Raw genomic sequence first — 22,231 nt, forward strand, 5'->3', positions numbered from 1 at the left:
GGTTGTTGAAAATGGAGTTCAGACCTCGATTTGAATCAGCCGGACATTTTGCCGGAAGAGCTTCGAACCACTTCCGGCTTTTTATTTACAGCAGATCCCTTTCTTTTAATTCATCATCTTCTTTCTTTTTATATTATTGTTTCAGATTATGGCAATACGATCAGTTTTCGTCCTTCCAGGCGGCAATTGATTCCCAGCTCCTTCAGCCCAACCAGCAAACCATCAAGCGAAATATCCTTTGTCATCTTGCCGGTCATTCTTTTCTCCGGAATCCCCTGTTCATACACCACTTCTATATCGTACCAACGTTCCAGCTCCTTCATTACTTCGGCAAGCGAGGCACCGTTGAAATTGAACAGCCCATTTTTCCAGGCCATAACCTTTTCAATATCTGCATCGTTCACCACCTTTATTCCGGTCTGCCCATTCCCTGCCGGCATCCTTGCGATCAACGCCTGCTGACCGGCCCGGAGCACCACATCCGCAGCTGATTTATTCCGGCCAGGGGAAGCAAGGATACTTCCTTCCAGCAGCGTTGCTGCAATGTTCTCCTCGTTTTCATAGGAGTTAATATTGAAATGGGTACCTAAAACCTGCACCAATGCCTTATTGCTTACACTTACGCTAAAAGGCTTTCCACTACTTGCCGCTATTTCAAAATATACCTCACCCGTAATTTCCGTGTGCCGTTCCGGTCCGGAAAAGCTTGTCGGAAACCGGATGGAACTGGCTGCATTCAGCCAGATACCGGAACCGTCGGGTAAGGTCAGATGGTATTGCCTGCCTTTAGGCGTTGAAATGGTATTATAAACGATTTCGTTTCCCGTTCCTTCATATACCAGCACACCGTTAGTCACCCTCGCTGAAACACCGCCCTGCATGGCAATTGCAGAATTCTGAATGGTATCCAGCAATACCTGCGAGCCATCGGCAAGTGTCAGCACCGCACCCTGCATGCCGGGCTTTATCTCAGTTCCATTACCGGCAGTAGCCGGCGTACCTGTATTTCTTTTGTGTGTGGCCAGGAAATAAACCGTAATACTCAGTACCAGGAGCACAGAAGCCGCAGCTACGCGCCATCTGCCCAGGAACCGGAGCTTACCTTTAACCTCACTTTCGTGGTCAGGAAGTTTAATGCCTGCAATCTTTTCAGCCAGGCCCCTTGCCTGCTCTTCCGGATAACCGGTGGCAGACAGGTTGTTATACTCCTCTTCCAGCGCCGCAATAAGCTCCGGGAGGCGGTTGTTATCTTTCAGAAGGGTATGCAACGTGTAGGCATCTTCTTCAGATTCCTCCCCGTTGAACCATCGTCTGATCAGTTCCTTATATTGTTTATCGTCGGTATTCATCTGGCTTCGTGCTTAGTAGAACAATAAAAAATGAAAAAAGGGGATATGGCAGGAGCAGAAAAAATCTGATTTTTTCAGACAGCACGAAAAAAAGGCAGGGATCTTATAATTCAGCCAGGCCGATAATGAACAGGGCATACATTTCAGGATGTTCACTGATGTAACGGTTTATAGCCGCCGAAGCAAACTGCAGATATTTCTTAACCGATTCGCGGCTCAGCCCCAATTCGTCGGCTATCTGCTGGTATTTTTTTCCATCCCGGCGGGCCATGATCCATACTTTCTTTTGCTGGGGAGGCAGACGCTCTATAGCCTCATCAAACAGTTTCCATTTCCATTCATCGGGGTTCTCATCTGCTTCAGACGTCGTCTCTGCAGCCCACTGTGAATGTTGCAACCTGACCCGGACTGATTTCCGTAGCAGATTTACAGCCAGATTCCTGCTGATCGTGAACATATAGGGCTTAAAATTATTCACCTGTCCAAGCCACTCCCGGGCCATCCAGATCCTCAGAAAAGTATCCTGAATCAGCTCCTCTACCGAGGCAGGATCGCGGGTAATTTTAAGAAGAAATACATGAAGAAGCCCGGCATGCCGGGCGATCAATTCTCCAAAAGCCTTCTCGTTTCCTTCTGCTACAAGCAGTAGAAGTTCCTTTTCATCGTATGACCGGGTGGTAGACAATATGAAAATTTCAATGCATTACAAGGATAAATGAAAGGTTATGCAAATGTCCGAAATATAACAAGTTGCCGGCAGTCAGCACAGGATGCAGGCGGTAACGGTTTAGTCGTCGGGCTGGTTGGTTGTAAGCGGACAAGCTATTATTGATTCCCCTGTTTAATGGCTGCATTGCATTCCCCGGGATAAATGTAGCAAAAAAAGAAACCAATAGGTAGGATAATAATATGCTCTTTTCCAGGGAGTTTCTATTTTAAGAATATTTTTCACATAACACATCCCTGTGTATCCATCAGGGTTTATCTATCTTAATGCGCAACAGGTAGAAAGGAGGCTTACTCTCCTCTTTTCCCTGGTTCCAGAAAGGTCTTTTATGAAGTTGATCGGAGACAAGGTACAGGTAACCGTTTGGCGCAATGGCCAGCCCATCGGGCCAGGAGATCAGTATAGTGTCCTTTACCAAAGTAGAATAACCCGCCGGCGTCGCCATTACTACAGCACTGTTTTCAACATCAGTCACAAATAAAATGCCGCCATCTCCCACCTTGAAGCCATCCGATTTTGGCTTGGGGGCATAGTAGGTGATCTTACCCGACAACGCGCTATCACTCAATGCCTGGTTCGATAGTGCTGCTGCCGCAATCCGGTAAATGCTGCGTCCTCCAAGCGCTCCAAAATATATCCATTCCATTTTCGGGTCGATGGAGATGGGGTTAAGAGGATACCTGGGATTAAGCACGCTGCCGTCCGGAAAAACATGGCTAACAGCATGGCCGTTAATCACCACATCTTCATCTACCGGCTGAAAACTGGGATGATTTTCCAATATACGCCTTGCGTAACCTGTTTGCAGGTCTACCACCACAAAGGCAGGTGCCGCCGGCAATATCAGTCCTCCCATCGACATATCCGCAATCACTGCTGTGTGACGCTTTTCATCAATGACAAAATCCTGCAGAAATGAAGAGGGTTTGAGCACGGCATCGGGTATGGGATATACATGCAACAACTTCCTGGTCTCAATATCCCAGGCAACCAGCTTGGGCGCCTGGGCAGGTATGGCTTTACGGTTCCCCAGGTCCAACACCCATAACACATTATCTGCAGTTACCTGGATACCGATAGTGGCGTTAATGCCCTTATAGGAATACCCTTGCGGATTTCTGGTCCAGGTGGTATCCGGGAAGTCTGCTACACTGCCGTCCGGCAAAACCTCTTTCACTTTATAGGGAGATACTGTGGCATCACTCATTGTAATAAAGACCCTTCCCGAAGGTGACACAGCCACATTGCCCGGACGTTCCCGGTCAAAGGAGGCGGCTACTTCCAGTTTACCGGTTGACTGTGCAGCTGCGGGCTGTATACCGGATTGCAATAGGGCTGCTAACAGCAACCCATATACGAATTGTTTTATCATTAAGCGTTCTTATTGTAGGTTTTCTTAGCATATTTGTTGGAAGCAATCCAATCTTTCACAGAGATTCCTTTGGGTTCCCAACCCAGCCTGCGGGCATTCACCGCTTTGATACGACTATTGGACCCCAGGCCATAACGCGCAAGTCCGCCGACTTCCGCCAGCGCATCTGCTGCATTCCAGCTTTCGGTTGCGCCGCCAAATCCAAGTGCGTTACTGATATAGGCAGCCAGGTCTTTGTAGGATTCTTCTCCGTTTTCCGCAAACAGACAGGTACCTGCGGGTGCCCGTTCCAGTGCCATCAGGTACAGATCCGCTACATCGGCAATATGCACATTAGACCACCTGTTGATACCTCTCCCGATAAATACACCTTTGCCGGTTTTAATTGATTTACGATAGATGCAGGGCAATTGCACACTCTCTACATCAAGCCCCAGGCTGTCGCCATATATCATGGAAGGGACAATTACCACGCTGCGGATATTCCGGCCGGCACCTGCTTCAAGCACCAATTCATTGATGGTTACACCTGCCTGCCTGGCTTCCAGGGGAGTGTAAGATGTGATTTCTTCAAACACCTGTGGATTTTCCACATCACCCAGTACATCATCAGCAACTATGCTGGAGCCGGAAGTATGAATAAACAATTTTCCTGTGCCAGCCAGGGCATCCAGCAGGGTTTGTACCGCCATAAAATGCTCGGAGTCGGCTGTATGGATCACCCCATCTGCTAATGCCGCATACCTGGTCAGCAGCTCATCGTCTTCCAGCGTGCCTACTACAGGTATAAATCCCAGTTGTCTGATGTCTGTTGCTTTTGCCTTATCACGGACAAGACCATAAATAGTATGTCCTTTATCTGTCAATAATTTGCCTACGGAGCTGCCGATGTAACCATTAGCACCCGTTAAAAAGATATTCATCTCTCTCTTAATTCTTAATGGTTGGTTATAGAAGAAAACTGTTTTTAATAACTTGCCTCCACAATCTCTCTCACTTTATCAGGCGTAACATGCTGCCTTTCACCAATGGCTATCCACCCGCGCTGTTCAAAACGTTCAACGATGATATCCGCAGATTTTGCATAGTCGCTGGTATAACCCGAAAGCTGCGTATCCACACCCATTTCATGGAAAAAATCTATCGTTTTAATAATGGCCAGTTGGGCCAGGGTATTGATATCATCCCCTTTAAGTCCCCAAACACGCCGGCCATACTGGGCCAGTTTTTCTTTCTTATCTGTAAACATCACCCGGTAAAGATTGGGACCGATCACTGCCAGCGTACGGGCATGATCAATGCCATAGAGCGCTGTAAGTTCGTGACCGATAAGATGAGTTACCCAATCGGTGGGAACTCCATTCTGTATAAGGCCATTTAAGGCCATTGTACAACACCACATCAGGTTAGCAGCCAGTTCATAGTCACCGGGATGTTTCACAACTTCAGGTCCGGTTTCGATCAGGGTTTGTAAAATGCCTTCAGAAATCCTGTCCTGTAAAAAAGCAGAAGTGGGATACGTAAGATATTGTTCCATGACATGTGTAAAGGCATCCACCACACCGTTCTGTATTTGTGCTGGAGGAAGGGATGCTACCACGCCAGGATCACAGATAGAAAATTGAGGGAAAAGAGCAGGTCCTGCGAAAAAAAGTTTTTCCTGTGTAGCAGCAATTGTCACCACAGAACCGGCATTCATCTCACTACCGGTTGCGGGCAAAGTGAGCACGGTTCCCAGCGGCACCACGTTATCCGTTATCTGTATTTGTCCACGCAACAGGTTTACCGGATCATCTTCAAATTTTATGGCGGCTGAAACAAACTTGGCGCCATCGATAACGGAACCTCCTCCTACAGCCAGGATAAAATCCAGTTGTTGTTCCCGCGCCACCATCACGGCTTTCATGAGTGTTTCAAAATGCGGATTGGGCTCCACCCCGCCGAATTCAATTATCTCATGGTGCTTCAGAGCTTCTTTCACCTGCTCATACACACCATTCCTGAAAATGCTGCCACCACCGTAAATCAGCAGTACACGGGCTTTCGCGGGAACCAATTCTGCCAGCCTTACTATCTGCCCTTTACCAAAAATCAATTTGGTAGGATTGAAATATTCAAAGTTTAACATGATATAATGATTTAGCAGCGATATGTGTTTTATCTTAAGTCCACAAAAGTAGACCGCTGCTAATCTTTATAAAATGTTTCAACTCACTAATTAAATGTGACATAGCGCACATCCGGGCGGGATGTGGCGGTACGGCGGACTTCCGTCTCAATCCTGATCGGGAGATATTGTTAGCCTGCTTAAGGTTTCCCTGGACACGCCGATATAAGATGCCAGCAATGCTTTGGGTACACGCTGAAAAAGGGAAGGGTATAACTCAAACAACTGCCTGTATTTTGCCTGCGCATCATTGCAGAGCAGCGATAATATACGGCGCTGCAAAGCAACATAGCCGTAGTTGGACTTCACCCTGAAAAAATGTTCCATCTTATGCATTTCACTGCATAGTTTATCCTTATTCTCCTTGGTGATACCCAGCAGCTCACTGTTTTCCAGACAGTCTGCAAAAGTAGTAGCAGGCATACCAGTCAGATACGCTGTGTAATCAGATAACCACCAGTCTTCCATCGCAAATTGCAGAATATGCATTTTTCCGCCTTCATCCAGGATATAGGATTTTAATAATCCTGAAAGCACAAAATATTCATAATTCGCCGGGTCTCCCTCTTGTATTACAAATTGATGTCTTTTATATTTTTTTCTGACAAAAAATGAAAGTACATACTCAAACTCTGTGTCAGTAAGCGATACAATTCTTTCTATCTGCTTGCGAAAGGTATATTCCATAAAGACGTTATTTGAATGTGATGTGCCTCACAGGATAACTGTGATCGGGCTTATTACACCATTGGCCACCCGAAATGAACTTTACACAAAGAAAATAAAGTATGAAAATAATAACAAAAAATCAGCAGCAGTCTTCGGCAGCACCCTTGACAAAGTTGCTGTTTAAAGCGCTATAAGCGCTGAAGAACCCGGATAAAAAAAGCAGCTCCTGATGGGCTGCTTTTTTTATCCGGGCATTGGAAATATGTCCGGCTACTTCAACCAGAATTTGAGGCCGCCCGCTGAGTACTGCGCAGGGCCGCCTGATGACAAAATATTCCGGGTTAGTCCATTACTGCTTTGCAGCCCGGGCAGCGGCCAGTTCAATTGCCCTGGCGGCATTGACAACACCACCACTAATAGACAATTCGCTGAAAGCAATTTTTTGAAGTCCATTCTTGCGGGAAAGTACGGGCCCGTTGTATTTTACTACCGATTCCATGATGATTTCCTTTACTTCCAAAGCTGAGAACGCAGGATAATAGGATCGGATAAGGGCGGCAATGCCAGCTACTACCGGCGCCGCCATACTGGTCCCGTCCATATTATCATATTTACTGCCGGGAACAGATGACCAAATGCCTACGCCTGGTGCGAATACATCCACGGTGTGATGTCCGTAATTAGAGAATCTGGCGGGCAGGCTCTCTCCTAATCTGGGACCCGAAGCGCCCACTTCCAGCCACGCTGCAGCCTGTCCGCTACCGTCGGCATACACGCGATTGGGATAGTTCTCCTCAATGTCAAGGTCCAGGGCATCATTGCCGGCAGCATGAACGAGGAGCACATCTTTTTTCATGGCATATTTAACTGCTTCGTCTACCAGGGGCTTGTGCGGTGAAAAATGTTTTCCAAAGCTCATGTTGATAACACGGGCGCCATTGTCCACAGCGTATCGAATAGCATTCGCTACGTCCTTATCGCGCTCATCTCCGTCTGGTACTGCCCTGATACTCATGATCCGGACATTATCGGCCACCCCGTCCAGTCCAACGCCGTTATTACGCACCGCGCCAATGATGCCGGCTACGTGTGTACCATGACTGGCACCGGGTCCCATAGCGTCAGCAGTACCGTACCGCGTTTCGGTAAGGTCGGTAATGTTGTCGCCCACTATCCCGCGTGGGTCGTAGTCCGGGTTCAATGTATAGTTTACTTCAGCTTTACTGTGCTCCAATGCGCCATAGATCTCTTTGCTCAGGAAGGCAGAAATGCTGGGGTATTCCCGGCTTCTGGCCAGCAGCATCGACTTTAAGGAAGACTGCTCCATCGTATTGGTTTGTATGGCCAGGATATCTTCCCTGGTGGGCTCTGGTTTACCGATGGTGTGCAGGATGCTGTCGATCACCTGCCTTGCATAGGTAATGCCTCTTAACTGCTGTTTAGCCTTTACCATTCGTGTTTGCCATAGCTGGCGCCGTGTTTTATACAAGGCCAGGCCGTTGGTGTCGGCTGGCAGGTTGTTCAGGTCAGGAAACTGCTGCTGGCCTTCGCGGACCAGGCGGGTCAGCTCCGAATTGTCATATTGCACATTGCCTTTGGCAGAACCCAGGAAGCTCCATCCATAGGTATCATCGGCATACCCATTTTTATCATCATCCCTTCCGTTCCTTTTCTCCCGGGGATTTTGCCACAAAACGGCCTTCAGGTCGGTATGGGTGGAATCAATGCCGGAGTCTATAACTGCCACCAGCACGGTCTTACTTTTCTTTCCTTTCAACAGCTCATAAGTTTTGGCAGTGCTGACGCCAAAAAGGCTGTCTGCCGATAGATCTTTATGCTGCCAGCCTTGCTGAGCGGAAGCTGTTGCCAGGCAAAAGCCCGGCAACAGTGTCAGTATGATTTTTTTCATTGCTTGTTTTTTTGAACGATCGCCTTGGCTGTTTCAGCTGTCAGTTTACCCTCCACGAGCATTTGCAGATGCTCGTCCGTCAACACGAAAGGATCGGTGATCCATGCAATTTTATTATTGCGGATCAGGAATGTGCGTGGTATACCGATGGTGCCGGAAGGTTTCAGCCAGTTTCTATCAAAGTCTGCTTTATCTTTTCCTCCATCGAAGGCAACCATGCTGTTAGTGAAAAAGGCAGCGTGGTCCGTGATAAACTGCCGCACTTTGGCTGTATCACTTTCCCAAACTCCCTGGGAGATAAAGGTGATCTTACCTTTAAACTTAGTGGCCAGTTCACTCATGTGCGGCATGGATTTGATACAGGGCTTGCACCACGTTGCCCATAGCTCAATTACATAGATCTTATCCTGCTCAAATTTGGTAATGCCACTTTCTTTAAGCCAGGTTACCGCCGGATACTTATTAACTGGTTCACCGTTGTCGAGGAAGGAATACAGCTTCTGCGCACTGAGGATTTGAGCAAGCGCTATGATCACCACACCGGTCAATAGGATTTTTTTCATGATTATTTATTTATGATTTTTTTTATCTCGAGTTCTGGTTCGGAAAGAAAATTGACATCCCGCACCAGGATCTTTCCATCGGTGCCGATAAGAAAGCTGTGAGGAATCATGCCCATCGAAAGGTCATATGCCTTTCCCACAGTGGTGGTATCAGCTTCTGCTGTCAATCTTACCGGGTGGATGAGGTTAATGATATTGGGTGTTTGGAAGCTGGCTTCCTCCACCTCGGTTAACCACCGCTGTTGGTCGCTATCACAGTACACAGACACGATCACCAGGTTATCATCTTTGCACTGCCTGCTTATTTTATTGATGGCGAAGCTAAAAGGCTCGAAAGGAATAAAATTGCGGCTCCAAAACCAAAGCAGAACATTTTTTCCCTTCAGGGAAGAAAGTGTAACGGGCTTTCCACTGATATCGTTCAGTGTAAAGTCCGGTGCCTGTATTCCTGTAAGCAACTTCCCCGCGATAGCAAGGCTGGCGGCCACCCGCTTGCCACTGGGCGTATTGCGGACGGCTGGAGAATAGGTGTTAAATTCTGCTTCCAGCTTAACGGGATCTTTAATAAAGCCATCTACCTGCCTCGCCCAGAGGCTGAAACCTACAAAGCTGTTAAGATGACTTTTTGCAAATGCTATCTGGATCTCGCGGCGCCTTACCCGCAAGGCCTGTAATTCCTGGCCCACGCGCTTCATATTTTCCTCATCCCCTGCTTCCTGATATTCTTTAAACTGCTTTTCTAAAACAGGTCCTTTTTCCTGCAAAGGCTTGTACTGAACGAAAAGCGCATCGAGATCTGTTTGCGATGGACCGCCTTTCACCTGCGTGCTCAGCAGGTTAGAGTCTCCTTTCATGGAAATGGTGGTAGCCGGATCCAGGAAAATCTCCTTGAACTGCCCCCTGACCGACTTATTCTCCGGGATGAAAGTGAGTGAGGCGGCTGCAGGTTCCTGGAGTTGTCCACTGAACTGGAAAGCGCCATTGCTAACTTTTACAGAGTCCTGGACAAGCGTATGCATGCTCTCATAACGGATGGAGAGCATCCCTTGCTGGTCTTTGCCCATTTGTCCTTCAATTTTGAACGGAAGTTGCTGTGCATACAAAGTGCAGGATACAACGGTCAGTGTAAGCATGGCGCTGCCTGCTAACACGTGTCTGAGTGTCATCATGATTTATTCTATTTTAGTTTTTTTTTAAGGATTGTTTGCCATATCCGGATTTGCATCCATGATGTTCCTTGGAAACTTTAACACAAGGCGGTTAGGTAATGAAAGTGTGTATTCAGTGGTTGATCCATTGGCATTGTAAAGGCTATGCTTAAAGCCGATGCCGGTAAATAAAGGGTCTACCGACAGGCGGCGCATATCAAACCAGCGATAGCCTTCCATAGCAAATTCACGGATACGTTCGTCGATGATGAATTTTACCAGTGCTGTCTGGTTAGTGGCAGTAGCTGCAGGCACTGTTGCATCGGCCACAGGCATCCTGTTTCTGCGCAGGGTTTCAACATCGGCTACAGCACCGGTCAGGTCACCGTTCCGTGCTTTGCACTCAGCGCTGAGTAAATAAAGTTCTGGCAACTGCAAGCCAAATCGCGCATATTGTACACCATACTTACGCAGCCTGCCGGCCGCATTGGGCGTATTGTCAGGATTGCGGCTGGTATAGAGTTTCAGACGTAGGTCATTTGCACCGTACAGTGCAACCGCTTGTGGCGCCAGCACTAAGCCACTGTTGCTCAGCTGGGTGTAGGGCCCGCAATTCCAGACTTTAGATAACACCGCCTCCTGAATGTCACTGGGATTCTGCCCGGGAGAGCGCGGCCCATTCATCGGATCTATTGGCAGAAATGCCCCTCCAGGCGCCAGCGTCTCATTGAAGTTGTAGAGCAACGGGCTGCCACTTGCAGCTACCTGGTTAAGGGCACTTTGCAGGTAAGGCAGGGCCTCTGCCGGCTTGCCCATAAAAAGATATACTTTCCCCAGTAGTCCTTCGGCAGCAGGTTTACTCATACGTGTAGCGATGGCACGTTTGATAGGCAGGGTTTTAATCGCTTCCTTCAGGTCATTGATAATAAAATCATACGATTGTTGCAGGGTGCCCCGGGGATAAGCCGGCGTATTGATATCAGCCTTATCGATCATCGGAAAGCCGGGATCAGTTCCAGCCGTTGAGGCTATATATGGCCTGCAATAATAGTTTACCATGTTGAAGTGACTCCAGGCACGTGTTGCCAGTGCTTCGGCCCGGATGATACTTTTCTGTTGCAGTGTTCCTCCATCAGCCTCCATAACTTCAAGGATAACCTTATTGAGGTTATACATCTGACTGTTATGAACGGTGATAGCAGGTCCGGTCTCATTGGTAGTAAGATAAATGGTATCGGCCCACTGGAATAATCTTTCCTTAATGAAGCTACGGTTCAAAAAGAAGGTGCCTTCAGCAGCGATTTCGTCTCCCATAAACATGGGTTCCTGCCAGCCGCCGGACGAGGCATATAAATAGAGACCGGGATCATTCATCAGCAGCTCATAGTCGTTCATGTTGGATGCCACCCGCTGCCCCATAGGCACTATTTCCAGCCAGCTCTTTTTGCAGGAGATGAATGTGATGAGAATGATTATATATAGAATCGATTTTTTCATCGTATTGTATTTAACTGTTAGAAAGAAAGGTTTACTCCCAGCGAATAGCTGTGCAACGGTGTGCTGGTTTGCCAGCTGGGATCTATTCCATCTTTATTGGCTGTCCAAATCAGGAAATTGCTGGTTTGGAGATAGACGTTAAGGGCCTGTATTTTCAATATCTCAAGCACTTCAGCAGAAAGGCTGTAGTTCAGCGTTATGTCACGGAGTTTGATATAGGACGCGCTCACTACATTGATATCACCATTTGTATAATATTGAATATCACGCCGTCCCCAGTTGGTTGATGCACTGGCTACGTAAGACGGTACATTGGTAAAGGCTTCATCACCTGGTTTCTTCCAGCGGTCCATAAAGAGCACTGAATAGTTGGCGGCGCCAAAGTTGTTGCGGGTGGCGAGTCTGCCACTGTACAGGCTATTGACCGGGCCGCGCATTTTGGCGCCAAAGCTGTAAACGATATTGCCAGTTAAGCTGAAGTTTTTATATCCGATAACGTTACTGATACTTCCATTTATGGGCGCCTGACGTGTTCCCATGTATACCAAATCATCAGCCTCTGCGAGGCCAGGCTGCTTGGTAACACCGTTTTTAGCAGTATAAATCTGCGGATCGCCCATATTATCAAGGCCAGCGAAACGGTACGCAAACAACGGGTTCATGGGATACCCTACCAGGTAACTCGCTCCCATCCTGAAAGATGCCGTGTTCATAAATGGAAGCAACTTGGTATAAGAGTTTAGCTTGTTACGGTTATAGCCAAACTGGAGACTGCTGGTCCACCGGAAATCCCTGGTGGCAATATTGCTCGATGTGAGGGATATTTCAATGCCCCTGTTGGTCATCTCACCCAGGTTGCCCATGATCGAGGGTTGACCACTAAAGGGATTAACGGATGTAGATCCGAGCATGTCGCTTGTTTTGCGGTGATAGACATTGATACTACCGCCAAGCCGGCGGTTAAGCACACTAAAGTCAATGCCCAGATTGATAGTACGGGTGCTTTCCCAGGCAAGACCGCGGTTGGCGGGTTGCCCCAACGTAAGAGCGTCCCCTGCAATCAGCCCTGTTTGGGATGCTGCAGATATTACCCTAAGCACATCATAAGTCGAAGCGGAACCGATGTAAGGCGAGTTACCCGTGATCCCATAGGTGCCGCGCAAACCGAGTTCATTGAGCCAGGTCAGTGGCTGCATAAAACCTTCTTTGCCGATCTGCCATTTACCACCGATGCTCCAAACGGGCTTGTCCTGGCTGGCCAGATCACTACCGAACTGGCTGCTGTAGTCCTGCCGCCAACTGGCATCCACGCTGTATTTCTGATTGAAGGTATAACTGGCAAGGCCAAAGTAAGAGATAAAGCGGGACTTTTCTTTCAATGGAAAGAAAGGTTGATAAGGTATAAAGCCATAACCGGTGATGGTCCCCGGAATTCCGTTTTGCATTCTCGCCCAATCAATGGAAGCATAAGTGCCCAGAGCTTCGTCATATCCGAGTAACGTTGAAGTATTGGAATGGGCACTCATTTCCTGTGTTTCCTGGCCGAGGTGCACTAACAGGTTATCCTGGTTATTACGCGGTTTTGCTTCATAGATAAGTTGATTGCGCACCGTCCAGTTACGATTATTGTTCTCTCCGGTCATGTAAACCCCGCCATTCTTTGGAAAATGGTAGATGGGCGTCCCACCGGGGCCTGCATCTTCGGTTAGGCTCAGGGCAGTCTGACGGAGGGAATACGTGCTGTTGTCCCAATAGCTGGTGTTTGTACCAGGCGATGTCTGATAGCCATAGGAGCCACTGAAGCGCAGTCCCTTCCAGATCGATACGGCAATATTAGCTGTTACATTCGCAAAAAGGGTGTTTCGCTTTGCGTTACCTTTGTCGACTTCGCTAAGCGGATAGTAGTCGAGGTTGATCTGGCTCCTGTCCTGGTAATCCCGTCGCAGGGAATCTGAATACCCGCTGAGGAAATTCATGGGAAGTGGATTACCCGCTGCATCTTTAAACAACTGATAGGGCAAAAAGTCATTGCCAATGGTAATGTTGTTTTTATTGCTGGTAACCTTGTTGACCAGTGAGGTAGTCAGGCTGATATCTATCCGCTTGCCAACATGGAGCTGCTGGGAAAAGTTTAATTTATAAGAATGGTCCTGGTCACCTGGGCTGTTGTTATTGACACCCGTATAACCGAGGGAGGCGTAAAAGCTGTAAGTATTATTGCCGCCACCAATTGATACGGTATGGTTGGTCGTAAAGGCCGGTCTTTGCCAGAGGTCTTCGATTTGACCGGTATTGCTAAGAGATGCGAGGCTGTCGAGGCTTTTATTGGCCTGATCTGCAGAAATAAGCCCGTTATATTGATTGTATAAAATCTGTTCATGCGGGGCAATGACCTCATAGGTAAGGCTGGCCCAGGGATATTCTACCGGGTCGAATGTCTCCCGGGCTGCCTGGATGTATTGGCGGCTGTTCATCATCGGGATCTTCCCGTAGTTGGGTCTGCCGGAATAATTAATAAAGCCACTGTAGGTTACAGCCAGCCGCTTGTTTTTATTTCCCGATTTAGTGGTTACCACGATTACCCCGTTAGATGCTCTCGCGCCCCAGATGGCCGCTGCAGCGGCATCCTTGAGGATAGTAATATCTTCAATATCATCCGGATTCAAAGCACTGAAATCGGTCACAATCACCCCGTTTACCACATAGAGCGGATCTCCGGGGAGCGTAACCGACGACTCACCGCGGATCGTGCTTTTGCGGGTGGTGCTATGATTATAGCGGCTGGTGTTGGACTGTCCGGTGGGAGATAATACCAACCCGGGCACCAGGCCGTCGAGGCGCGAAATGATATCCATCGTGCTGGTACGGTTCTTCACCACTTCCATATCGGGCTTACTGAATGCACCTGTCGCTCTTTCTTTGGAAAGCAGCTGGTAACCGGTATTAACCTGCTCAACAACTACTCCTTTGAGTTGAGTAATCTGCACTTTTAATACAATTGTATTCAGCGGCTGAGAAGGATTACTCTTTACTTCCCGGCGTTGATAGCCAATGGCTGAGATGACCAACATGGCATCAGGCCTGTCGGTAAAGATGCTAAAGGCGCCGATGTCGTCAGTAGCAACCGTAAAGGGGCCATCCTTAATTCCTACGGTAGCCCCGGGGACAGGTTCATTCCTTTCGTTGATTACCCGCCCCCTAATTTCTACAGAAGCCTTGTATATTGCCGGTGGCCCAACCGGTGTTACGCCGACATTCTTCCTGGAAACAATAATGCTGCGACCCAGCATCTCATACGTTAATGGTTGGTTTTTGAATATGAGTTCGAGAAAATCTGCCAGCGCCATTTTTTTCACATCAATGGTGACAGGTTTCGCAATAGCAAATACTTCCTTGTTACCGGATGCACGGAAGCCGGTTTGCGATTTGACCGCACTCAGCACCTTTTGGAGTGAGAGATCACTGCCCTTAAGTGTAACAGTTTGACCCTTTGCTCTTGCAGCGGCCAACAGGCCCAATACCAATAAAAGGTAAGCAGCGCGTTTCATCACTTTGGTTGTAATACGGATTGCGGCCAGGCGTGGCCAGTCTCCCATTCGTTTTGGTTGGTTAAGGCCATAAAAAATATAGCCTTCAGAAAAAGCGTTTCTTTCCATACTTTTGCAATGATTTGGTTGATAAATAAGTAGTCTTCGCGGACTTACGTATTATGTCATGACCAGGTTCCCGCCGGCAGTGTTTCGACCCACTTCCGGCTTTTTTTATTGGTCATGGCAGGCATTCTCTGTCTAGTGTATGATGAGTTGTTTCTTTTGACTATCCATCGTAAACCTTACTCCCGAACGTTCGAGGAAGTGGAGCATCTGCGCCAGGCTCACATTACTTTCTATCTCTCCAAAGAACATGATATCAGGCACCTGCTTTTCATAGATAATGTTGATATCATACCAGCGGGCCACCTGCTTCAATACGGTTGACAGGGGCTGATCCTGGAAATTAAATAACCCATTCTTCCAGGCAACAGCGGCATCGGTATCTACTTGCGGTAACACTTCAATCTTACTGGTCACATTCGCCTGCTGCCCTGGTTTCAATACTGCAGTGGCGATTCCCTGCTTCACTTTGATAGCTCCTTCCAGCAGGGTAATACGGGCGGTTGACTCATCGCTGTAGCGGTTCACGTTGAAATGCGTACCCAGCACTTCCGTGCTCACTCCATCAGCAGATACAATGAAGCCATGCCCTGGATCTTTGGCAACTTCAAAGTATGCCTCACCACTCAACTCAACTCTTCGCGCGTCCTTCCCTACTGCACTGTAGAAACGGAGGCTCGACTCACTGTTTAACCACACCCGCGTACCGTCCGCCAGGGTAATGACTGCCACCTTGCTGCCTCTTGGATTGAAAAGTGTATTGTAGGTGACCTCCCCTCCGGCAGGCTGGCTATCTGCATAGCGGATGTCTCCATTGGCTTCCCGTACCACTTCAACATCTCCCTGCATGGCCAACAGCCCCTTAGCGGCACTGTCGAGCGCGATCTGCTTCCCATCTGCCAGGGTGATCATCGCCTTCACCGCACTGGGCGCCGCCAGATCAGACAGCTGAGCATTTTGATGACGGTGTGAACCGGATGGCCGTACTGCCAGCATCCACAGGGCAATGCCTGCGATTAAGAAAATAGTAGCCGCTACTCCTGCACGCTCCCAGCGACGCAGGAAGATTCGACGGCCTGCAGGTCTGCCTGACGCGACTTCGTGCCGTGCAGGAACCTGCGTATCCTCATAATGCAGGATACGCGACAATACCTGTTCTGCCACTGCTTCGGGCATATCCTCCTCTACACCGGTCAGTTCCCATGACTGGCTTATCAGTTCTTTTAATTTTTCTTCATTTTCTGCCTCGAGTGCCAGCGCCGCCAGCGCTTCTTTCTCTGCGGGGTTGGCGGTTCTGGCAAGATAACGTTCAAACAATTCGCTCAATCGATCTGCTGCCATAACACAGGTTTTATTTAATAAATCACAGATATGCCGTTCTGTATTATTGACGCACGGAAAAGCAATTCGGATTAGACAGGATTTATATTTTTTTAATTAACATATATCATTGAGTTGTCCCGACTCTATCCAACGATGAAAGTATTGCTATGTGAAACAGGAATTACCTGGTCAGAGACTTATTAAATCAAAAACATTAAAAGAAATACGGGAAGAATAAAGGCATTGCACGATAAGGCCACATCAGGCCCGGTAAATATCGAAAAACACAAATAGCGCAATGGCATAAGGACCATAAGCGTCGTTGACAGACCGGCGCAAATTAAGCAAGGCATCGGCCAAATGTTTTTTGGCAGTGTTTACTGATATCCCCAGCTGTTGGGCAATTTCATCAGTCTTCAAGCCTCCTTCACGATTGAGCAGATACACTGTCTTTTGCTGAGGAGTGAGATTATCAACCGCCTGCCGGATGAAATCGCGCACCTCTTTACTCATGAGCTGATGCTCAGGTTGTGCGGGCTGTTCACTGAAGGATTGGTTGGCCTCCTCCTTTTTCAGTTCAGACAAAATGAGCGCTTCTTTGGCCATGCGACGAAATCCACTGACTGCATAATTCCGGGCCATCCGTTGCAGGTAGGCGCCAAAATTGTCAATAGTGCCAAGGGTAGCCCTGTTGAGCCATACCTTAAGAAACACCTCATGTACAGTATCTTCAGCTGTCTCCCGGGATTCTGTAAGCCGGTAAATATTAGTGTAGAGTTTTTTCCGGTACGCATTGAACAGGGTTCCAAATGCCTGTTCGCTCCCGGATGCCACCTGTTGCAGCAGTTCCTTTTCGGTATTAGGTAATAGTTCCAACAATACGTTTAGTCGATTTACTCCCGCATTAAAGATACAAAAAAGCGGAAAAGTATTTCCAGTTTAAAAATATCACATATTCACTTCGGCTGGAACTTCATCACCTTTCGGGAAGAATCAGCCCTCACTCCACTATATATATGATAATATTAAAAAAAGATCCTGATAGCACGATCAGCTCATGTGCGCAGCATTTTATTGCACCTTTTTTATGTTGATTATGCAATATAGCAAAAATGGCCCATATTTTGTTTAAACGATTAAACAAACCTGAGACTCCATTGTCCAGGCATTATGTAGAGACAGGTTTCCAGGCTTTCCCGGAGTAGGGACCTTCAGACCAAATTCAATATATATAGTATGTATACCACAATTAAACCAATGAAAAAACTAACTACTTCGCTAGTATTGTCCATTGTATTTCCTGCAACAATGTGCGTTGCACAGAACAAAATGGATCAAACAGACTCAATCAGAATTCAAAAGCAAGTACGCGATTTACATGAGGATTTGGCTGACCTTAAACAACAGCGTGAAAAATTGCTGCTGCAAATTCCCAGGGATTCCATCGGGTTGGAGAAGGCAATAGAGGCCTCCCATGATTGGCAAATAAAAAGTCGAAATTCTGCCAGAAAGGCTGTCGGCGGCACCATAAGCGAAAACAAAAGATCGGAAAAAGATGCCCGTTCGGCCAAGCAGGCAACCGTAGAGGCAGAAGAATATGAGGGGAAGCTTCAAAAAGAACGGCAAAAGCTTACACATCTGACCGAGAAAATAGCTAAAGTAGAGGAAAAAATTATGAGTTTGCAGGCTAAGATATCTGGTACATCAGATGACATTCAGCATTGAGTCAGGAACCAATGGAGAAAAAGCGCTGTTGATTATTTTTTAAGTTTTTTATCCGCCTGTTAAACGAACGGTCCTGCAATCAGGACCGTTTTGTTTTTAATAAAATCCATCGTTAAACAAGATAGCACGGCATCAGATTCCATAATCATCAAAGAAAAATTCCACAACATCTGTTGGTTCACCGCTAAACAGATCGTTATAAAAATGACACGAATCGTTTAAACGTTTAAATAAAGATGAAAAGATTTTATCTTTGGTATTTTACCTTTCTGAACTTTGCTGTTTTATGAAAAAAAGAACCTCACTTAAAGATATTGCCACACGCGTGGGTGTTTCCACTGCCCTGGTATCTTATGTGCTCAATAATCAGAAAGAAGACAGAATCAGCAAGGAGGTAGCGGCAAGAATCAAAGCCGTGGCTAAAGAACTTAATTACAGAACTAACCAAATCGCCAAAGGCTTAAAGACGAGCAAAACCTTTACCATTGGCCTAATTGTGGCCGATATTTCCAACTCCTTTTCCGCCTCCCTTGCCAGGATTATTGAAGACGAAGCTGATAAAAATGGCTATACGGTATTGTTTGGCAGTTCTGATGAAAATGATATAAAGCTGAGGAAACTGGCCCATGAGATGATTAACCGGGGCGTGGACGGATTGATATTGGCTCCTACCGAGAACGCAATAGAACTGTTGTTGGAATTGAAGGAAACAGAGGTACCCTTTGTTTTACTTGACAGGTATTTTCCTCAATTCCGATCAAGTTATGTTGCGCTCGATAATTTTCAGGCCGGTTACATGGCAACAGAACATGCTATCGAGTCCGGCGGAAAACGAATCGGCATGATCAATTTTCGAAGCACTCATTTTCATCTTGAAGAAAGAACCCGTGGTTGGTTGTCCGCGCTAAGGGAACATAAAATCCCCGGTGGCAAAAAACAGCTTAGACTTGTTAGAGAACATCACCTGGAATCCGAAGTTCAAAAAACAGTAAACAGCCTTCTCTCCCAACAGGAACCGGTAGACACCTTACTATTGGCCTCCAATATGATTGCAATACATGCTCTTCGCTATATCATTGAAAAACGCCTGAAAGTGCCAAAAGACATTGCTATTATTGTTATTGACGAAACCGAAGCCTTTGAGTTCTTTTATGCGCCACTTACTTTTATCAGACAACCGCTGCAGGAAATGGGACAAACGGCAACCAGGATACTACTTGATAATATTTCCCATAATAAGGCGGTGTCCCAGGTCAATCTCTCTCCTGAACTGGTAGTTAAAAAATCTTCTTTACATCATTATTCTTCCCCACTGAAGCGATAATCCAGGCAGGCAATCAAGCGCAACTGGAGCCATGAAAATTACCGGAAATATTATGTATTTACTGGTATATACCTACAGAAATCCTGATTTATCAATCACCATCTTATCCTGCAGCAGTTTGTAAGATCCTTTCCGCTAACAAATTGAATTGGCTTGCAGAAGTACTCTATTTTGATTAAGTTTAGTGACAGAATAAAAATGGTTTTCCCATCATACTAAATCATCTCTTATGAAAATCAATGTAAATGGCACAGATTATACCCTGAACGTGCCGGCTAACACCAGCCTTCTTGATGCCTTAAGAGTAAATTTAAACCTCACCGGTAGTAAATACGGCTGTGGAGAAGGCGCCTGCGGTGCATGCAAGGTGCTGATAGACGGTCACGCTACGCCTTCCTGTATCACCCCCGTAGCAAGCGTAGAGAACAAAATTGTTATCACTATAGAAGGATTGGAAAAAGATGGCCAGCTGCATCCTTTACAACAGGCGTTCCTTGATGAAGATGCTTTCCAATGCGCCTATTGCAGCTCAGGCATGATCATTTCGGCAGTGGCTTTAAAAGCAAAAAATCCCAACCCCGGCAGACAGGAGATCATAGAAGCAATGCAGGGAAATATTTGCCGCTGCTGCGTTTATCCGCGAATTATAAATGCCATCAGCAAAGCTTAACGTTCAAAACCCAAGGTCATGAAAAATCCAGGCACAGCGCAAACTCCCGTAGAAGGGCTCAACAGGCGGAATTTCCTGAAACTGCTGGGCGGCGGCATTGCAGTAGCCCTCACCTATTCTGATCTGAACGCATTATCAAAGCACACCGCTTTCGCCGGCGACGACGCTATCGCCGCCTGGATACACATCCTGGAAAACGGAACAGTAACCGTTTACACCGGCAAGGTAGAAGTAGGACAAAACATCCGTACTTCTTTATCGCAGGCGGTAGCGGAAGAACTGTCTGTCCCCGTAAACAGCATTGAAATGATTATGGGCGATACCCTTCTTACCCCCTACGACCGTGGCACATACGGAAGCCTCACTACACCTGTTATGGCGCTACAGTTGCGGAAAGCCGCCGCTTCATTAAAAGAGGTATTGACCGACATGGCCGCTAAACAATGGAACGTAGCCAAACAAACAGTGGAAGCTAAAAACGGCCAGGTTATCCACGCCGCCTCCGGCAAAACGATGAGCTTTGGCGACCTCACTAAAGGGAAAAAGATCCTCCTGGCCGTAAATAACCAGGTGCAGCTCACTCCTGCCGAAAAGTGGAGTGTGGCCGGTACTCCGGTGGCAAAGGTGAATGCAAAAAGCTTTGTTTCGGGAAAACATAAATACGTATCGGATATGACAATGCCAGGCATGGTGTACGGGAAAATACTCCGTGCGCCGTCTTATGGCGCATCCCTGATCGCAGCGGATATTAAAAATGCGAAGATCTCTCCGGATGTACATGTTGTCAAAGAAGATAACTTCATCGGCGTAACCGCTCCTGATCCTCAAACAGCCGCCAATGCACTCGCCAGGATAGAAGCCCGATGGAAAACTACAGCGCAGCCTTCCAGGGCGGAAATTTTCACTTATCTGAAAACGCATTCGCAAGACAAGGAAGAAAAAGCCGGAGAAGGCGTTGACAAAGCCTTCCAGGCTGCCCCGGTGCAGGTACAACAACATTTTGAAGTGCAATATATTGCCCATGTGCCATTGGAGCCCCGGGCAGCGCTGGCAGTATGGGAAAATGAAAAGCTAACGGTATGGACGGGCACACAGCGGCCTTTTGGTGTACAGGAAGAGTTGGCGGAGATATTGTCCATCCCGAAAAATGATATCCGTGTAATGATGCCGGACACCGGCTCCGCTTATGGCGGAAAACACAGCGGCGAAGCTGCGGTAGAAGCAGCGCGCCTTTCCAGGGCTGTTGGTAAACCGGTAAAAGTAATGTGGACCCGCGAAGAAGAATTCAAATGGGCTTACTTCAGACCGGGAGGACTCATAGAAGTAGCCGCAGGCGCCAGCAACGAAGGCCTTCTTACTTCCTGGGAGTTTCATAATTACAACTCCGGAGGCGCGGGCATAGAAGTCCCTTATGAAGTAGCACACCGGCATATCCAATACCATCCATCTGATACCCCCTTGAAACAGGGCTCTTACCGGGGCCTTGCAGCCACGGCCAATGTCTTTTCCATAGAAAGTGTGATGGACGATCTGGCCCGGCAATTAAAACAGGATCCGTTACAATTCCGGCTTAATAATTTAAAAGATGAACGGTTAAAGCAGGTGCTACAAGCCGCAGCATCTAAGTTTGGCTGGACGCGACCAAAGGAAGCCGGGCATGGTTATGGCATTGCGGGGGCATTTATAAAAAACGCCTATGTGGGAACCTGTGCGGAAGTGATCTACAATAAATCCAACGGGCAGCTGCGGGTGCTCCGGCTCGTGGTGGCTTTTGAATGCGGCGCCATTGTGAATCCCATGCACCTGGAAAACCAGGTGATGGGCTGCGTGCTGCAAGGACTCGGCGGCGCTTTGTTTGAAGCCGTCGATTTTAAGGATGGGCGCATTTTAAATCCATCTCTTTCCAGCTACCGGGTGCCCAGGTTCGGGGATATTCCCGGACTGGACATCGTACTCCTCAACAGGAAGGATATCCCTTCCGCAGGAGCTGGTGAAGCGCCGATTGTTGGCGTTGCACCTGCCATCCGTAACGCGATTGCGGATGTTACTGGTGTAAAGCTGTATACGCTGCCGTTGCTGCCGCATGGCATGACATTAAAAACCTGAAAATGATGAGAGGTGTCATTCAGTCGCCC

Annotated in this window: 17 protein-coding genes; 4 read left to right on the top strand and 13 right to left on the bottom strand. The window is 47.5% G+C overall.

Annotated elements, in window-relative coordinates:
* Positions 1-146 precede the first annotated feature (146 nt).
* The 13 genes from B5Z18_RS02450 to B5Z18_RS02510 all read right to left on the bottom strand — a co-directional run bounded on the left by B5Z18_RS02450 (position 147) and on the right by B5Z18_RS02510 (position 17,253).
* Positions 147-1,349, bottom strand: a complete 1,203-nt coding sequence (locus B5Z18_RS02450) for a FecR family protein (RefSeq protein WP_079467806.1) — start codon at positions 1,347-1,349, stop codon at positions 147-149.
* 103 nt (positions 1,350-1,452) lie between these two features.
* Positions 1,453-2,034 carry an RNA polymerase sigma factor gene (locus B5Z18_RS02455; RefSeq protein ID WP_159454161.1) on the bottom strand — a complete coding sequence of 194 codons (582 nt, stop codon included), beginning with the start codon at positions 2,032-2,034 and terminating at the stop codon, positions 1,453-1,455.
* A 289-nt stretch (positions 2,035-2,323) separates the two neighbouring features.
* Positions 2,324-3,448, bottom strand: a complete 1,125-nt coding sequence (locus B5Z18_RS02460) for an L-dopachrome tautomerase-related protein (RefSeq protein ID WP_079467808.1) — start codon at positions 3,446-3,448, stop codon at positions 2,324-2,326.
* Positions 3,448-4,371, bottom strand: coding sequence for an NAD-dependent epimerase/dehydratase family protein (locus B5Z18_RS02465; RefSeq protein WP_079467809.1), 924 nt, complete (start codon positions 4,369-4,371; stop codon positions 3,448-3,450). The genes B5Z18_RS02460 and B5Z18_RS02465 overlap by 1 nt, the downstream gene beginning before the upstream one ends.
* A 44-nt stretch (positions 4,372-4,415) precedes the next feature.
* Positions 4,416-5,576 carry an iron-containing alcohol dehydrogenase gene (locus B5Z18_RS02470; protein ID WP_079467810.1) on the bottom strand — a complete coding sequence of 387 codons (1,161 nt, stop codon included), beginning with the start codon at positions 5,574-5,576 and terminating at the stop codon, positions 4,416-4,418.
* Between the two features lie 147 nt (positions 5,577-5,723).
* On the bottom strand, positions 5,724-6,302 hold the full coding sequence (locus B5Z18_RS02475) for a Crp/Fnr family transcriptional regulator (RefSeq protein WP_079467811.1): 579 nt from the start codon (positions 6,300-6,302) through the stop codon (positions 5,724-5,726).
* A gap of 331 nt (positions 6,303-6,633) precedes the next feature.
* Positions 6,634-8,193, bottom strand: coding sequence for a S8 family peptidase (locus B5Z18_RS02480; RefSeq protein ID WP_079467812.1), 1,560 nt, complete (start codon positions 8,191-8,193; stop codon positions 6,634-6,636).
* Entirely contained in the window at positions 8,190-8,756 is a 567-nt protein-coding gene (locus B5Z18_RS02485) for a TlpA disulfide reductase family protein (RefSeq protein ID WP_079467813.1), read from the bottom strand. Before B5Z18_RS02485 ends, B5Z18_RS02480 begins: the two co-directional genes overlap by 4 nt.
* Positions 8,757-8,758: 2 nt before the next feature.
* Entirely contained in the window at positions 8,759-9,925 is a 1,167-nt protein-coding gene (locus B5Z18_RS02490) for a DUF4369 domain-containing protein (protein ID WP_079467814.1), read from the bottom strand.
* Positions 9,926-9,949: 24 nt separating this feature from the next.
* Positions 9,950-11,401, bottom strand: coding sequence for a RagB/SusD family nutrient uptake outer membrane protein (locus B5Z18_RS02495; RefSeq protein ID WP_079467815.1), 1,452 nt, complete (start codon positions 11,399-11,401; stop codon positions 9,950-9,952).
* 17 nt (positions 11,402-11,418) lie between these two features.
* On the bottom strand, positions 11,419-15,057 hold the full coding sequence (locus tag B5Z18_RS02500) for a SusC/RagA family TonB-linked outer membrane protein (RefSeq protein ID WP_079467816.1): 3,639 nt from the start codon (positions 15,055-15,057) through the stop codon (positions 11,419-11,421).
* A gap of 132 nt (positions 15,058-15,189) precedes the next feature.
* The gene (locus tag B5Z18_RS02505) at positions 15,190-16,395 is read right to left on the bottom strand and encodes a FecR family protein (protein WP_079467817.1); all 1,206 of its coding nucleotides are present in this window, start codon (positions 16,393-16,395) and stop codon (positions 15,190-15,192) included.
* Positions 16,396-16,638: 243 nt separating this feature from the next.
* The gene (locus B5Z18_RS02510; RefSeq protein WP_159454162.1) at positions 16,639-17,253 is read right to left on the bottom strand and encodes an RNA polymerase sigma factor; all 615 of its coding nucleotides are present in this window, start codon (positions 17,251-17,253) and stop codon (positions 16,639-16,641) included.
* Between the two features lie 381 nt (positions 17,254-17,634).
* Here B5Z18_RS02510 and B5Z18_RS02515 point away from each other — a divergent pair, with 381 nt between their 5' ends.
* The 4 genes from B5Z18_RS02515 to B5Z18_RS02530 all read left to right on the top strand — a co-directional run bounded on the left by B5Z18_RS02515 (position 17,635) and on the right by B5Z18_RS02530 (position 22,202).
* The gene (locus B5Z18_RS02515; protein WP_143313469.1) at positions 17,635-18,102 is read left to right on the top strand and encodes a hypothetical protein; all 468 of its coding nucleotides are present in this window, start codon (positions 17,635-17,637) and stop codon (positions 18,100-18,102) included.
* A 286-nt stretch (positions 18,103-18,388) separates the two neighbouring features.
* Positions 18,389-19,426 carry a LacI family DNA-binding transcriptional regulator gene (locus B5Z18_RS02520; protein WP_079467820.1) on the top strand — a complete coding sequence of 346 codons (1,038 nt, stop codon included), beginning with the start codon at positions 18,389-18,391 and terminating at the stop codon, positions 19,424-19,426.
* A gap of 229 nt (positions 19,427-19,655) precedes the next feature.
* Entirely contained in the window at positions 19,656-20,096 is a 441-nt protein-coding gene (locus B5Z18_RS02525) for a (2Fe-2S)-binding protein (protein ID WP_079467821.1), read from the top strand.
* A gap of 18 nt (positions 20,097-20,114) precedes the next feature.
* A complete protein-coding gene (locus B5Z18_RS02530; RefSeq protein WP_079467822.1) occupies positions 20,115-22,202 on the top strand; it encodes a xanthine dehydrogenase family protein molybdopterin-binding subunit in 2,088 nt (695 codons plus the stop codon).
* Positions 22,203-22,231: the final 29 nt, after the last annotated feature.

Origin of the sequence: Chitinophaga ginsengisegetis (assembly GCF_900168065.1) — a bacterium.
GTDB classification, from domain to species: domain Bacteria; phylum Bacteroidota; class Bacteroidia; order Chitinophagales; family Chitinophagaceae; genus Chitinophaga; species Chitinophaga ginsengisegetis.

Bases quoted from the DNA above. Each gene is read 5' to 3' on its own strand.
- B5Z18_RS02450 (WP_079467806.1), bottom strand. From the start codon at position 1,349: ATGAATACCGACGATAAACAATATAAGGAACTGATCAGACGATGGTTC.
- B5Z18_RS02460 (WP_079467808.1), bottom strand. From the start codon at position 3,448: ATGATAAAACAATTCGTATATGGGTTGCTGTTAGCAGCCCTATTGCAA.
- B5Z18_RS02465 (WP_079467809.1), bottom strand. From the start codon at position 4,371: ATGAATATCTTTTTAACGGGTGCTAATGGTTACATCGGCAGCTCCGTA.
- B5Z18_RS02470 (WP_079467810.1), bottom strand. From the start codon at position 5,576: ATGTTAAACTTTGAATATTTCAATCCTACCAAATTGATTTTTGGTAAA.
- B5Z18_RS02475 (WP_079467811.1), bottom strand. From the start codon at position 6,302: ATGGAATATACCTTTCGCAAGCAGATAGAAAGAATTGTATCGCTTACT.
- B5Z18_RS02480 (WP_079467812.1), bottom strand. From the start codon at position 8,193: ATGAAAAAAATCATACTGACACTGTTGCCGGGCTTTTGCCTGGCAACA.
- B5Z18_RS02485 (WP_079467813.1), bottom strand. From the start codon at position 8,756: ATGAAAAAAATCCTATTGACCGGTGTGGTGATCATAGCGCTTGCTCAA.
- B5Z18_RS02490 (WP_079467814.1), bottom strand. From the start codon at position 9,925: ATGATGACACTCAGACACGTGTTAGCAGGCAGCGCCATGCTTACACTG.
- B5Z18_RS02495 (WP_079467815.1), bottom strand. From the start codon at position 11,401: ATGAAAAAATCGATTCTATATATAATCATTCTCATCACATTCATCTCC.
- B5Z18_RS02500 (WP_079467816.1), bottom strand. From the start codon at position 15,057: ATGGAAAGAAACGCTTTTTCTGAAGGCTATATTTTTTATGGCCTTAAC.
- B5Z18_RS02505 (WP_079467817.1), bottom strand. From the start codon at position 16,395: ATGGCAGCAGATCGATTGAGCGAATTGTTTGAACGTTATCTTGCCAGA.
- B5Z18_RS02515 (WP_143313469.1), top strand. From the start codon at position 17,635: ATGAAAAAACTAACTACTTCGCTAGTATTGTCCATTGTATTTCCTGCA.
- B5Z18_RS02520 (WP_079467820.1), top strand. From the start codon at position 18,389: ATGAAAAAAAGAACCTCACTTAAAGATATTGCCACACGCGTGGGTGTT.
- B5Z18_RS02525 (WP_079467821.1), top strand. From the start codon at position 19,656: ATGAAAATCAATGTAAATGGCACAGATTATACCCTGAACGTGCCGGCT.
- B5Z18_RS02530 (WP_079467822.1), top strand. From the start codon at position 20,115: ATGAAAAATCCAGGCACAGCGCAAACTCCCGTAGAAGGGCTCAACAGG.